The following is a 13,574-nucleotide window of genomic DNA, read 5'->3' as shown; positions in this document are numbered from 1 at the left end:
CTCAATGCGGCATGCCGCTCAGGCCGGCGAGCAACTCGGCCACGTTGGCGGCGTGGTATTTCTTCAAAAGCCGGGCGCGATGCGCCTCAACCGTGCGCGGCGAGATCGACAAGAGCCGGGCGATATCCTTGCTGGTGCGGCCTTCGCCGAGATGCATGACGATCTGGCGTTCACGCGTCGTCAGCCGCGTGACCGGACGCGAGGCCGAAAGGTCGGCGAAGGTCCAGACCGCGCGCGCCAGCGGTTCGTTTCGGGTGAAGGAATGGCCGCGCACGCGACACCAGAACAGGGAGGAATTTTTGCGCGCCATGATCCGCTCGTCCGAATAGCGGTTGCTCGTGCGCAGCGGTTCCACACCGACATCGCGGATACGCACAAACTCCTCGAAAGAGGGGTAGAGAATGGCGAAGGACTGGTCGACCAACTCGCCCCGACCATAGCCGAACATGGCGGCGAAGGTGACGTTGCAGGCGCGGATGACGCGGTTTTCCGTCAACACGATTCCCACCGGCGCATGCTCGAAGGCCAGTTCCCGCAGCGTGTCTTCGCGATCGATCATGCGTATTTGTACGATATTGCACCAAGTCCCGGCCAGTCGGATAGTACCAAGGCGCGCGGCTTCGCAACACAAGAATGGCTCGCAGCCGTATTTTGCGCGCGCTTGGGAGGAAAACCGGCATGAACCTGGCCACCTGGCTGGTCAGAACCGCTCGCTTGTGCCCGGACCGGCCCGCGCTGATGCGCGGCACGGCGTCGCTGGCGGATTATCGCGTTTTCGCGCGATCTGCGGCGGCACTCGGACGGGCGCTTGGCCACCGCTACAAAATCGCGCCGGGTGACCGCGTCGCGATTTTCGCGGCCAACACGCCGGACTATCTCATCGCCCTTTACGGAATCTGGTTCGCCGGCGCGGCGGCGGTGCCGATCAACGCCAAGCTGCATGCGCGCGAGGCGGCCTGGATCGTCGAGGATTCGGGCGCGAGGCTGGCGTTCGTCACCGAAAAGCCGGGCGCGGCCCTGGCACCACTCCTGCCGGCCTCGTGCGGCACCGTCATCGAACTGGGATCGCCGGATTTCCAGGCCGATTGCGGCGGCGACGCGCTCGCCGAACCGGTCGCGCGCCAGCGCGACGACCTGGCCTGGCTGTTCTACACGTCCGGCACCACCGGTCGGCCCAAGGGCGTGATGATCTCCAACGGTAATATTCACGCCATGGTCTTTGCCTATGTCGTCGACGTGGACGCTGTCAACGCGCGCGACGCCGCCCTCTACGCCGCGCCGATGAGCCATGGAGCGGGGCTCTACAACGTCCAGCACGTCTTGAAGGGCGCGCGGCACGTGGTGCCTGAATCCGGCGGTTTCGATCCGGCCGAAATCCTGGAGAGTGCCGCGCTGCTGCGCGACGTGCACATGTTCGCCGCCCCCACCATGGTACGCCGCCTCGTCGACGCGGCCAGGACCGCCGGCACCAATGGCGACGGCATTCGCACCGTCATCTATGGCGGCGGGCCGATGTATCTCGCCGACATTATCGACGCGGTTGACGTGATGGGGCCGCGCTTTTGCCAGATCTACGGCCAGGGCGAGAGCCCGATGACGATCACTGCCCTCGGGCGCGATCTGGTCGCCGACCGCGCCCATCCGCGCTGGCGCGAAAGGCTGGCCTCGGTCGGTACGGCGCAGTCCTGCGTCGCCGTCCGCACGCTGGACGGCGAAGGCCGGCCAGTGCCCGTTGGCGAAGCCGGCGAGGTGGCGGTGCGCGGCGCTTCGGTCATGTCCGGCTACTGGAACAATCCCGCCGCTACCGTCGACACTCTGCGCGACGGCTGGCTGCGGACCGGCGATATCGGCGCCTTCGACGCCGACGGCTTCCTGACGCTCAAAGACCGGTCGAAGGACGTCATCATTTCCGGCGGCGCCAATATCTATCCACGTGAGGTCGAGGAGGTGCTTTTGACGCATCCCGCCATTCGCGAGGTTTCGGTGGTGGGGCAACGGGATGCGCAATGGGGCGAGGCGGTGATCGCCTTCGTCGTGGCCGCGCCCGACGCAGCGATCGACGCTGGCGAACTCGACCGGTACTGCCTCGACCGCATCGCCCGCTTCAAGCGGCCCAAGACCTACCGCTTCGTCGCAGAACTACCGAAGAACAATTACGGCAAAGTCTTGAAGACCGAATTGCGCGCCATACTGGCCGAAACCCCCGAAGGGGAAGAGGTCTGAACGCGTATCGACCAATCCGGAATCCACAGGAGGAACCCCGATGAAAAAGATACTATCCGCCTTATCCCTCGCCACGGCGCTGGCCGTGGCCGGTGTGGCTAACGCGCCCGCCCAGGAGGACCCCGTCAAGATCGCGCTCGTGCACGGCCTGTCCGGCTCGCCGCTCGAGGCGTTTTCCAAACAGACCACCAACGGCTTCACTCTCGGTCTCGAATACGCCACCAACGGCACGATGGAGATCAAGGGCCGCAAGATCGAGGTGATCGAGAAGGACACCCAGTTCAAGCCCGACGTCGCCCGCTCGGTGCTGGCCGAAGCCTATGGCGACGACGGGGTTCTGATCGCCGTCGGCGGCACCTCCTCGGGCGTGACCACCGCCATGCTGCCGATCGCGGCCGAATATGAGCGCCTCCTGCTGGTCGAGCCGGCGGTCGCCGATTCGCTCACCGGCCCGGACTCCAACCGCTACGTGTTCAAGACCTCGCGCAACTCGTCGATGGACATGCAGGCCCAGGCGCTGGCGCTGAAACCCGACGAGACCCTCTCCGTGGCGACGCTCGCCGAGGACTACGCTTTCGGCAAGGACGGCATCGCCGCCTTCAAGACGGCGCTCGAAGGCACCGGCGCGACCATCGTGGCGGAGGAATACGTGCCGCTGAAGACCACCGACTACACGGCGACTATCGAGCGGCTGTTCAACGCGCTCAAGGACAAGGATGGCCGCAAGGTGGTGCTGATCTACGTCGCCGGCTCCGGCGACCCGATGGGGGCGCTGGTGTCGGCCGATCCGTCGCGCTACGGCATCGAGATCTCGACCGGCGGCCACATCCTGCCGGTGCTGCCGACCTATAAGCGCGTGCCCGGCATGGAAGGCGCGATCTACTATTATTACGAAAACCCGGACAACGCGATCAACGACTGGCTGGTGGCAGAGCACAAGAAGCGCTTCGACGCGCCGCCGGACTTCTTCACCGCCGGTGGCATGGCGGCGGCGCTCGCCATCGTCAAGGCGCTGGAAACGGCCGACGACTGGGAGACCGAGACGCTGATCGCGACCATGGAAGGCATGAGCTGGGACACGCCGAAGGGCATGATGACCTTCCGTCCAGAAGACCACCAGGCGCTGCAGTCCATGTACCACTTCAAAATCAAGGTCGACGATGCCGTCGACTGGGCGATCCCGGAACTGGTCCGCGAGATCAAGCCGGAGGAAATGAACATTCCGATCGGCCGCAACAACCAGGAGTGACGGGTTTGCGTTCCCCGTTCGCGGGGAGCGGCACCGATTATGGGGGGCGCGGACATGCCGGCGACGATCTGCCCGCGCCCCTTCCTCCGTCCCCACCCAAGCAGCATGCCAGCCTGACGTCAGGACCCCTTATCGATGTCTGACAGTTTCTCCCTGCGAACCGAAGACCTGACGATCCGGTTCGGCGGCCACGCCGCCGTCGACGGCGTGAGCTGTGCCTTTCGTCCCGGCGAGCTGACCGTCATCGTCGGCCCCAACGGCGCCGGCAAGACGACATGGTTCAACCTGGTCTCGGGCCAGCTTCATCCTACGGCGGGTCGTGTCTACAAGGACGGGCGCGACATCACCGCGCTGTCGCCGTCGGCGCGGGCCAAGGCCGGGATCGGCCGCGCCTTCCAGCTTACCAATCTGTTTCCGCAGCTCTCCGTGCTGGAAAATGTCCGCCTGGCGGTGCAGGCGCGCCAGGGCGCCGGGCCGAGCATCTTCCGCCGGGCGGCCGGCCTGGATGCTATCCGCGAGGAGGCAGCACAGCATCTAACAAGCGCAAGGCTTTCGGCCGTCGCCGACTATCCAGCCGCCGCCCTGCCGCATGGCGACCAGCGCAAGCTCGAAGTGGCGATGCTGATCGCCATGCAGCCCGACATCTACATGTTCGACGAACCGACCGCCGGCATGTCGGTCGACGAGGCGCCGGCGATCCTCGACCTGATCGCCGAGATCAAGAAAGATACGACCAAGACGGTGCTTCTGGTGGAGCACAAGATGGACGTGGTGCGCGCGCTCGCCGACCGCATCGTCGTGCTTCACAACGGCGAACTGGTCGCCGACGGCGCGCCTGACGCGGTGATGACGCTGCCGATCGTGCGCGAGATCTATCTCGGCGTCGGCGCCGACGACGAAGAGGAGGTGGCCTGATGAGCGACGCCATCCTGCGCCTCGACGACGTGCACACCGATATCGGCCAGTATCATATTCTGCACGGCGTCTCCTTCGACGTCCCGGAAGGCGGCGTGCATGTGCTTTTGGGCCGCAACGGCGCCGGCAAGACGACGACGCTGCGCACCGTCATGGGGCTGTGGCGCGCGCGCAAGGGCGCGATCGTGTTTCGCCATCACGACATCACCGCCCTGGCGACACCGGACATCGCCCGCCTCGGCATCGCCTACGTGCCGGAGAACATGGGCATATTCGGCGGGCTGACGGTCGAGGAGAACATGCGGCTTGCCACCGGATCGGGCCAGTTCGACAAGGACCGGCTCGACCGGGTCTTCGCGCTGTTTCCGGCGATGGAAAAATTCTGGACCAAGCAGGCCTTCGCGCTGTCGGGCGGCCAGAAGCAGATGCTGGCGATCTCGCGCGCGATCATCGAAAAGCGCGAAATGATCCTGATCGACGAGCCGACCAAGGGTCTGGCGCCGGCGATCATCCGCGCGATGATCGCCGCCTTCCGCGAGATCGCCGCCGATACCACCATCCTGCTGGTCGAGCAGAATTTTCTGTTCGCCCGCGCACTGGGGCGCGGCGTGACGGTGATCGACGACGGCCGCATCGTGCATGACGGCGACATGGCCGCGCTCGCCGCAGACGAGGGCCTGCAGACGAAACTTCTGTCGCTCAGCCTGGACGCACATCAGTAGGACGATCATGACCGCGATTTCCTCACATCTGAACCGGCTCGGCGGCGTCTACCTGCTGCCGGTCGCCATTGCCGCGCTCGCCTTCGCGCTGATCGGCGTGCCGTCGACATGGGTGACGCTGACGGTTGCGGGGCTCGCCATGGGCATGATGATCTTTCTGATGGCATCGGGCCTGTCGCTGATCTTCGGGCTGATGGACGTGTTGAATTTCGGCCATTCGGCCTTCGTCTCCTTCGGCGCGTTCATCGCCGCGTCCACGCTCGCCGCGCTGGCGGGCTGGGTGGCCGGCGACAGCGCCATCCTCAACATCGCCGCCCTGCTGCTCGCGGTGGCGGCGGCCACCGCTTTCGGCGCGGCGGCCGGCTGGTTCTTCGAGCGTGTCATCGTCAAGCCGGTCTACAAGGACCATCTGCGCCAGATCCTGATCACCATCGGCGCGCTGATCGTGGCCGAGCAATTGCTGCTGGCGATCTGGGGCGGGGCGCCGGTGGCCGTGCCGCGCCCGAAAGTGCTCGAGGGCTCGCTGATCATCGGCGACGTGGCCATCGAGATCTACCGCGTGTTCGCCTTCCTGCTCGGGCTCGCCGTCTATGTGGCGATGCATTTCGCGCTCAACCGGACCCGCATCGGCCTTTTGATCCGCGCCGGGGTGGAAAACCGCGAGATGGTCGAGGCGCTCGGCTTCCGCATCGACCGGCTGTTCATCGGCGTGTTCATGGCCGGCTCGGCGCTGGCGGCGATGGGCGGCGCGATGTGGGCCGGCTATCAGGGGCTGATCACGCCGGCGCTGGGCGGCGAACTGATGATTTTGGTGTTCATCGTCGTCATCATCGGCGGGCTGGGCTCGATCGAGGGCTCGCTGCTCGGCGCCATTCTGGTCGGGCTCCTGGCCAATTACGTCGCCTTCCTGTTTCCCAAACTGTCGCTCGCCTCCAACATGCTGCTGATGATGATCATCCTTTTGTGGCGTCCGTTCGGCCTCAAGCCGGCGATCAAGGGGTAAGCGCCATGTCGGACCAGTCGATCACTGCCCCTTCGGCCACATCCAGCGAGCGCCGGCGTGTGCCGGCCGGCCGGCTCCTCGTCTACGCCGTCGCGCTGGCAATCGCGCTCTGCCTCGCCTTCGCGCCGTTCCTGTTTCCCGACGTGCGCGCCCAGGAAGTCGCCGCGCGCATCTGCGTGTTCATCGTGCTGGTCGCCAGCTACGATCTTCTGATCGGCTATACCGGCATCGTCTCCTTCGCCCACACGATGTTTTTCGGGCTCGGCGCCTACGGCACGGCGATGATGCTGAAGGCCTGGGGGCCGGGTTTCGACGCGATCCTGGTCGGCGGCGGGCTCGGCGTCGCCGCCGCCCTGGTGCTGGCGGTGCTGATCGGGATGCTGTCGCTCCGGGTCAAGGCGATCTTTTTCGCCATGGTGACGCTGGCCGCGGCCTCGGTGATGATGGTGCTCGCCAACCAGCTCTCCGACTTCACCGGCGGCGAGGACGGTTTCACCTACCAGGTCCCGCGCCTGTTCTCGCCGGCCTTCAAGCTCGTCACCGACGCCGACGGCAAGGTGCTCAGGCTGTTCGACGTGCCGCTGAACGGCAAGATCGCGGCCTATTATTTCGTCTTTCTGGGCTGCCTGGTGCTGTTTCTGGCGATGATGCGCATCGTCGCCTCGCCGATGGGCACCGTGCTGCAGGCGGTCCGCGAGAACGAATTGCGCGCCGAGGCGATCGGCTATCGCGTCGTCAGCTACCGCACCGCGATCTTCTGCATTTCGGCGGTGATCGCCGCGCTGGCCGGCGTGCTGCGGGCGGTGTGGCTGAAATATGTCGGCCCGGAAGTGGTGCTGTCGTTCGCGATCATGATCGACATCCTGTTGATGGTCGTCATCGGCGGCATGGGCACGCTGGTCGGTGCGCTGATCGGCGTCGTCCTGATGAGCCTGGCGCAGTTCTACCTGAAGGATGTGATGGAGATCGCGGCCGAGGCGACGGCCGGTGTGCCGCTCTTGCCCGATCTGCTCAATCCGGACCGCTGGCTCTTGTGGCTCGGACTGCTCTTCATCCTGCTCGTCTATTTCTTCCCCGCCGGGATTGCGGGAACCCTCATGAAAAAGGGACACCATCGATGACCAGCCCCCGCTCGACCTACGTCGCCGCCGGCGGCCACGAACTGCATGTGAGCGAATGGGGCGATCCCGGCCGGCCGGCGCTCGTCATGTGGCACGGGCTGGCCCGCACGGGCCGCGATTTCGACGAGGCCGCCGAAGCGCTGAGCGACAGCTATTTCGTGCTGTGTCCGGACACGCTCGGGCGCGGGCTGTCGAGCTGGTCGCGGCCGGGCGGCGCCGACTATTCCTACAAGAGCTTCGGCGAGACCGCGCTTGCCATGCTCGACCACTACCAAATCGACAGGCTGCGCTGGGTCGGCACGTCGATGGGCGGGCTGATCGGCGTGACGCTGGCGGCCGGCGCGCTGAAGGAGCGCATGAGCCACCTGGTCATCAACGATATCGGCCCCGACATTCCGCAGGCCGGCAGCGGCCGGATCGTCTCCTATGTCGGCAACCCGCCGGTTTACGACACGGTCGGCGAGCTCGAGGCCTGGCTGCGGACCAACTATGCGCCCTTCGGCCGCAACACGGACGCCTTCTGGCGGCGCATGGCCGATACCTCGATGCGCCGCACCGACGACGGCAAGGTGACCGTGCATTACGACCCGGCGATCGTCACCCAGTTCACCCTGCACAAGGGCGACCTCGACGTGTGGGACAAATACGACGCGGTCACCGCCAAAACCCTGCTTCTGCGCGGCGAAGCCTCCGACGTGCTGTCGCCGGAGGTGGCCGAGACGATGACCCGGCGCGGTCCGGCGCCCGAACTCGTCACCTTCGCCGATTGCGGCCACGCCCCGACCCTGGCAAGCGAGCGCGAAATCGCGCTGTTGCGCGATTTCCTCGCCGGGTAGCCGTTCAGTCCTCCATCAGCACCTTCTCGATGTCGTCGAGCGCGTGGTTGGTAAGCGTTTTGGCCACCTCCGCCGTGACGCGGGCGCTGACGTCCTTGTGCAAGCTCTTGCGAATTTCGCCCAGCACGTGCGGCTGCGCGACCAGGACGATCCGCTTGAACGCGTCCTTCTGTGCCAGCCGGTAAAGCTTGTCCGCAATCTCGTCGGCGAAACGCTCCTTGGCGATACGGTGCCAATCGGTGTCGGCGACTGCGCTGCGATGCCGGTTCGGCCCGTCATTGAACCGCCCCGGCCGGTCCGTGCCCTGGTCGCGGGTGGCCGGATTGTCCTGCCGGGCCTCGTCGACCACCACCAGCGCCGGCTCGAAAGCCGTGCCCTCATTGCATAGGAACAGTGCCTTTTCGCCGTCCGCCACCAGCACCCAGGTTCCGCGTTGCAGTTTCGTGAGGGTCATCGAAATCTCCTGTTGCTTGGTCGAGGGCATTTGCAGCCGAACCGCCGTCCGAAAAGGCCGCGATCGCAATTGCTTCCGGCCGAGCACAACGTATCGCGAAGCATCACGTTCCCGATAGGGCAGTCTCGTCCCGCATTTCGGGGAATTTTATTCCGCAGCCAGCCACGGTCGTAAAAAAGCGATTGCGCGCCATGGCGGGGCGCGCGAGCCCATTTCTTCTGATTTGGTGCCGACGGGCGGAGAATTGCGATAACCCAAATGGAGATTGGCCGTAATGGCTGCGTATGCCGGCAAGCTCAACACTTTTCCCGTGTTCATGCGGGTCAAGGACCGGACCGTCGTGATTGTCGGCGGCGGCGAGGAAGCGCTCGCCAAGGCCCGGCTGGTCGCGCAATGCGACACCGCGATCCGCATCGTCGCCGACGCCCCCGTGCCGGTGCTCGCCGCCTTCGCCGCCGAGCAGGGCGCGGAGCTGCTGCGCGCGCCCTACGAGGCGGCGCAGATCGACGGCGCCGTGCTGGTGTTTGCCGCCACCGGCGAAGAAGCGCAGGACGCACGGGTGATCGCCGACGCCCGGGCGCGCAACATTCCCGCCAACGCCGTCGACCGGCCGCAGCTTTGCGACTTCCTGACGCCCGCAATCGTCAACCGCGCCCCGGTCACCGTAGCGATCGGCACCGAAGGCGCCGGCCCGGTGCTGGCGCAAATCATCCGCGCCCGGATCGAGCGGATGCTTTCGCCCGCACTTGGACCGCTGGCCGGGCTTGCGGCCGGGCTGCGCGAGACGGTCGACCGGCTGGTGCCGCGCGGCAGCGCGCGCCGGCGCTTTTGGACCGATTTTTTCGACGGCGAGCCGGCCAGGCTGATGGAGATCGGCGACATCTCGGAAGCGCGCGCGGCGGCCGAGCGCCTGCTCGGACAGGCGGCGCCGGTACGCGGCCATGTCGCCTTGATCGGTGCCGGGCCGGGCGCCGAAGACCTGTTGACGCTGCGCGCGCAACGCCTGTTGATGCAGGCCGACGTGATCCTGTTCGATGCGCTGGTGCCGCAGCCGATCGTGGAGATGGGGCGCCGCGACGCCGAGCGGATCGCGGTCGGCAAGCGCAAGGGCTGCCATTCCAAGGCGCAGGGCGAGATCAACGCGCTGCTGGTCGAGCTCGCCGCGGCAGGCAAACGCGTCGTCAGGCTGAAAAGCGGCGACCCGCTGATCTTCGGCCGGGCCGGCGAGGAAATGTGGGCGCTGCGCGACGCCGGCATCGCCTACGAGATCGTGCCGGGCGTGACCGCCGCCTTCGCCGCGGCGGCCGATTTCGAACTGCCTTTGACGCTGCGCGGCGTGTCGTCGTCGATGGTGTTCACCACCGGCCACGACCTCAAGGGATCGACCCTGCCGGACTGGGCGCGGCTTGCCATCGGCGGGGCGACGGTCGCCGTCTATATGGGCCGCTCCGTGGCCGCGGAGGTGGCCGGACGCCTGATCGAGGCCGGACTGTCGCCGGAGACCGCAGTGGCGGTGGTCGAAAACGCCAGCCTGCCCGGCCGCCGGCTTTTCCACGGCACGCTCGCCGACCTGCCGGCGCTTCAGCGACGCGAGGAACTGGCCGGACCGGTGATGACGATTATCGGCGATGCCGTCGCCGGCGCCAATTTCGACCGCTCGCAGCCGCTCGCAGCCGCCGCGGCGACGGCGCTTGCCGCGTAATGCACATGATCGGGACCCAGCCATGAAGATCTTGACCGCCAACCGCCTGCATGACGGCGAAGCCGTTTGGTTCGGAACCAACGGACACTGGAACGAGGCGCTCGCCGGCGCCGCGATCGCTGTCGACGACGAGACCGTGACCGCGCTCAAGCGCATCGGCGCAGAGGCGTTCGAAAACAACCAGGTGGTCGATGTCGAACTGATCGACGTCGAACTCGCCGACGGGCAGATCCTGCCGAAAAGGCTGCGCGAACGCATCCGCGCCGCCGGCCCGACCAACCGCAACGATCTGGGCAAGCAGGCCCGCCCGGCAATTTCGCGCGCCGCCTGAGGCGGGTCGCGCCGGCCAACGAGAACCGAAGCCATGTATCGCTACGACGAATTCGACCGCAGTTTCGTGAATGCCCGCGTGGCCCAGTTCAGCGACCAGGTCGAGCGCCGGCTGGCCGGCGAGATCACCGAGGACCAGTTCAAGCCGCTCAGGCTGATGAACGGCGTCTACCTGCAGCTTCATGCCTATATGCTGCGCATCGCGGTGCCTTACGGCACCTTGAACGGCCGCCAGATGCGCAAGCTGGCCCATGTCGCGCGCACCTACGACAAGGGCTATGGCCATTTCACCACACGGCAGAACATCCAGTTCAACTGGCCCGCCCTGTCGGACATTCCCGCGATCCTGGAAGAACTGGCGAGCGTGGAGATGCACGCCATCCAGACGTCCGGCAACTGCATCCGTAACGTCACGGCCGATCATTTCGCCGGCGCCGCCGCCGACGAGGTCGCCGACCCGCGCCCCTATGCCGAGATCCTCAGGCAATGGTCATCGGTGCACCCGGAATTTTCCTATCTGCCACGCAAATTCAAGATCGCGGTGACCGGTGCCGGACGCGACCGCGCCGCGATCCAGGTGCACGATATCGGCCTGCATCTGAAGAAGGATGCGGATGGCCGGCTCGGGTTCGCCGTCTATGTCGGCGGCGGTCAGGGCCGCACGCCGATGATCGCCAAAAAAATCCGCGACTTCCTGCCCGAGGAGGATCTGCTGTCCTATACGACGGCGATCGTGCGCGTTTACAATCTTCACGGCCGTCGCGACAACAAATTCAAGGCGCGCATCAAGATCCTCGTGCACGAGACCGGCACGGAGGAACTGACCAAACAGATCGAAGCGGAATTCGCCGCGCTGCGCGATGGCGAACTCAAACTGCCGGATAAAGACATCCGCGCCATCGAAACCTATTTCGCGCCGCCGCCGCTGACGCCGCGCCCCGAGGGCGACGACGCCGTGCGCCTGGCGCGGCTGGATTCGAAGGATTTCGCCGACTGGCTGGGCCAGAACGTAACCACCCACAAACACGCCGACTACGCGGCGGTGACGATTTCGCTGAAAGCCATCGGCGAGGCGCCGGGCGACGCCACCGACCAGCAGATGGAGGCCGTCGCCGCCCTCGCCGAGCAATACGGTTTCGACGAGATCCGGGTGAGCCACGAACAGAATCTGGTGCTGCCGCATGTTGCGCGCGCCGACCTGAAAGCCGTCTACGACCGGCTGGTGGAGACCGGCCTGGCGACGGCGAACTCCAATTTGATCAGCGACATCATCGCCTGCCCCGGGCTCGACTATTGCGCGCTCGCCAATGCGCGCTCGATCCCGGTCGCGCAGGAGATTTCGCGCCGTTTCGCCTCGCTGGAGCGGCAGCGCGAGATCGGCGAGCTGAAGCTGAAGATCTCCGGCTGCATCAATGCCTGCGGCCACCACCATGTCGGCCATATCGGCATTCTGGGGGTCGAGAAGAAGGGCAGCGAGCTTTACCAAATCACGCTCGGAGGCTCGGGCGACGAGACGAGCTCGATCGGCGAGATCGTCGGCCGCGGCTTCGCGCCCGACGCGATCACCGACGCCGTCGAAACGGTGGTCGAGACCTATCTCGGCCTGCGCAACGACCCGTCCGAACGCTTCATCGACGCCTATCGCCGGGTCGGGCCGGCGCCGTTCAAGGAGGCGCTTTATGGTCGCGAAGCCAGGGCGGCCTGAGGCCGAGGCGCGCGCCCTCGCCGCCGAGCTCGAGGCACACCATGGTGGGCTTGCGCCGATCGCGGTCGTGGAGAAGGCGGCGCACCAGCTTTTTGCCGGCGAGATCGCGGCGGTCTCCTCCTTCGGCGCCGATTCGGCGGTGCTTTTGCACATGCTGGCGGCGGTCGATCCGACCGTGCCGGTGCTGTTTCTCGATACCGGCAAGCATTTTTCCGAGACGATCGCTTATCGCGACCTGCTGGCCGACGATCTCGGTCTCGCCGATCTCAGGGTGATCACGCCGCGCGACGATCTGCTTGCGGCGCGCGATCCGGACGGCACGCTGCACCGGCGCGACACGGATGCCTGCTGCGACATCCGCAAGGTCGAACCGATGGCCCGCGCCGTTGCGCCATTTGCGGCCTGGCTGACCGGGCGCAAGCGCTTCCAGGCAAGCTCGCGCGCCGGTCTGCCGGTGTTCGAAGCGGTGGGAACGCGGATCCGCATCAACCCGCTCGCGTCGTGGACCACGCATGATCTCGCCGCCTATATGCGCGCCAACGACCTGCGCGAAAACCCGCTCATCGCCTATGGCTATCTGTCGATCGGCTGTTTCCCGTGCACGCAGCCGGTCAAACCCGGCGAGGACGCGCGCAGCGGGCGTTGGGCCGGTTCGGCCAAGACCGAATGCGGCATTCACCTTCCCGGCATGAGCGCGGCTTCCGGCGCCGCCGATCCCCGATTTCGAGGCTGAGAATGAACGACCAGGCATCCGCTTCCAATTGCCGGCTGTGGACACCGGACGGGTTTCGCGACGATTTCTGGCGCCATTCGGACAGCGCCGAGGCGCTTGCCGGCAATGACAGCGTGATCCTGCCGCTGGCGGCGTGGCTGGCGCTGGATGCGACCACGCGCCGGGCCGAAAGCGGCCGCCTCGGCGTCGCGCTCGCCCCCGGCGACGACATCGCCGCGATCGTCGACATGCTTGCCGACATTCCCCTCGTCGCGCTCGCCTTTCCCGGCTTCGCCGACGGCCGCTCCTATTCGAAGGCCGCGCTGCTGCGGCAGCGCCATGGCTATCGCGGGCGGCTGCGGGCGACGGGGCAGGTGCTGATCGACCAGATCGCCCTGATGCTGCGCACCGGCTTCGACGAATTCGAGGTCTCGCACCCGACCGCGCTGGCGCGGCTTGAAGCCGGTCGCGTCGGCGGGCTGCCCGTGCACTACCAGCCGGCGGCAAAGGGCGCACCGGTCGCGGCCGGTTATGCCTGGCGGCGCCTGCCGGCGGCCTCGTAACCGCCGCGCGCCCGCTTTACAGCGCGCCACCGACTTGCT

14 protein-coding genes are annotated in these 13,574 nt (G+C 66.5%); 12 read left to right on the top strand and 2 right to left on the bottom strand.

The features are described from left to right. Position 1 precedes the first annotated feature (1 nt). Positions 2 to 559 carry a LuxR C-terminal-related transcriptional regulator gene (locus tag GN330_RS23730; RefSeq protein ID WP_156711680.1) on the bottom strand — a complete coding sequence of 186 codons (558 nt, stop codon included), beginning with the start codon at positions 557 to 559 and terminating at the stop codon, positions 2 to 4. A gap of 119 nt (positions 560 to 678) precedes the next feature. Here GN330_RS23730 and GN330_RS05870 point away from each other — a divergent pair, with 119 nt between their 5' ends. The 7 genes from GN330_RS05870 to GN330_RS05840 all read left to right on the top strand — a co-directional run bounded on the left by GN330_RS05870 (position 679) and on the right by GN330_RS05840 (position 8,069). Further along, positions 679 to 2,223, top strand: a complete 1,545-nt coding sequence (locus tag GN330_RS05870) for an AMP-binding protein (RefSeq protein ID WP_156711679.1) — start codon at positions 679 to 681, stop codon at positions 2,221 to 2,223. A gap of 40 nt (positions 2,224 to 2,263) precedes the next feature. Next, on the top strand, positions 2,264 to 3,472 hold the full coding sequence (locus GN330_RS05865; RefSeq protein WP_156711678.1) for a substrate-binding domain-containing protein: 1,209 nt from the start codon (positions 2,264 to 2,266) through the stop codon (positions 3,470 to 3,472). A 135-nt stretch (positions 3,473 to 3,607) separates the two neighbouring features. Further along, a complete protein-coding gene (locus GN330_RS05860; protein WP_156711677.1) occupies positions 3,608 to 4,387 on the top strand; it encodes an ABC transporter ATP-binding protein in 780 nt (259 codons plus the stop codon). After that, positions 4,387 to 5,109, top strand: coding sequence for an ABC transporter ATP-binding protein (locus tag GN330_RS05855; protein WP_156711676.1), 723 nt, complete (start codon positions 4,387 to 4,389; stop codon positions 5,107 to 5,109). The genes GN330_RS05860 and GN330_RS05855 overlap by 1 nt, the downstream gene beginning before the upstream one ends. A gap of 7 nt (positions 5,110 to 5,116) precedes the next feature. Further along, positions 5,117 to 6,112, top strand: coding sequence for a branched-chain amino acid ABC transporter permease (locus GN330_RS05850; RefSeq protein WP_156711675.1), 996 nt, complete (start codon positions 5,117 to 5,119; stop codon positions 6,110 to 6,112). Positions 6,113 to 6,117: 5 nt separating this feature from the next. After that, positions 6,118 to 7,233: a branched-chain amino acid ABC transporter permease gene (locus tag GN330_RS05845; protein ID WP_156711674.1), complete on the top strand. Its 1,116-nt coding sequence runs from the start codon at positions 6,118 to 6,120 to the stop codon at positions 7,231 to 7,233. After that, entirely contained in the window at positions 7,230 to 8,069 is an 840-nt protein-coding gene (locus tag GN330_RS05840; protein WP_156711673.1) for an alpha/beta fold hydrolase, read from the top strand. The genes GN330_RS05845 and GN330_RS05840 overlap by 4 nt, the downstream gene beginning before the upstream one ends. Positions 8,070 to 8,073: 4 nt before the next feature. Here the strand turns inward: GN330_RS05840 and GN330_RS05835 are convergent, their stop codons facing one another. After that, on the bottom strand, positions 8,074 to 8,523 hold the full coding sequence (locus GN330_RS05835; protein WP_156711672.1) for a baeRF12 domain-containing protein: 450 nt from the start codon (positions 8,521 to 8,523) through the stop codon (positions 8,074 to 8,076). 274 nt (positions 8,524 to 8,797) lie between these two features. Between GN330_RS05835 and cysG the strand changes: the two genes are divergently transcribed. From cysG to GN330_RS05810, 5 genes are read left to right on the top strand one after another with little or no spacing between them, the layout of a single operon-like run. After that, positions 8,798 to 10,225 (top strand): siroheme synthase CysG, encoded by a 1,428-nt coding sequence (gene cysG / locus GN330_RS05830; protein ID WP_156711671.1) that lies wholly within the window; start codon positions 8,798 to 8,800, stop codon positions 10,223 to 10,225. Between the two features lie 22 nt (positions 10,226 to 10,247). Continuing rightward, positions 10,248 to 10,556, top strand: a complete 309-nt coding sequence (locus GN330_RS05825) for a DUF2849 domain-containing protein (RefSeq protein ID WP_156711670.1) — start codon at positions 10,248 to 10,250, stop codon at positions 10,554 to 10,556. A gap of 33 nt (positions 10,557 to 10,589) precedes the next feature. Continuing rightward, positions 10,590 to 12,260 (top strand): nitrite/sulfite reductase, encoded by a 1,671-nt coding sequence (locus tag GN330_RS05820; protein ID WP_156711669.1) that lies wholly within the window; start codon positions 10,590 to 10,592, stop codon positions 12,258 to 12,260. Continuing rightward, the gene (locus GN330_RS05815) at positions 12,235 to 12,993 is read left to right on the top strand and encodes a phosphoadenylyl-sulfate reductase (protein WP_156711668.1); all 759 of its coding nucleotides are present in this window, start codon (positions 12,235 to 12,237) and stop codon (positions 12,991 to 12,993) included. Before GN330_RS05820 ends, GN330_RS05815 begins: the two co-directional genes overlap by 26 nt. 2 nt (positions 12,994 to 12,995) lie before the next feature. After that, positions 12,996 to 13,535, top strand: a complete 540-nt coding sequence (locus GN330_RS05810) for a DUF934 domain-containing protein (protein ID WP_156711667.1) — start codon at positions 12,996 to 12,998, stop codon at positions 13,533 to 13,535. Positions 13,536 to 13,574: the final 39 nt, after the last annotated feature.

The sequence above is a fragment of the Nitratireductor arenosus genome (assembly GCF_009742725.1).
Classification (GTDB): Bacteria; Pseudomonadota; Alphaproteobacteria; order Rhizobiales; family Rhizobiaceae; genus Mangrovimarina; species Mangrovimarina arenosa.
Note: the sequence above shows the minus strand (reverse complement) of the source record. Positions and strands in the feature narration are given on the sequence as shown.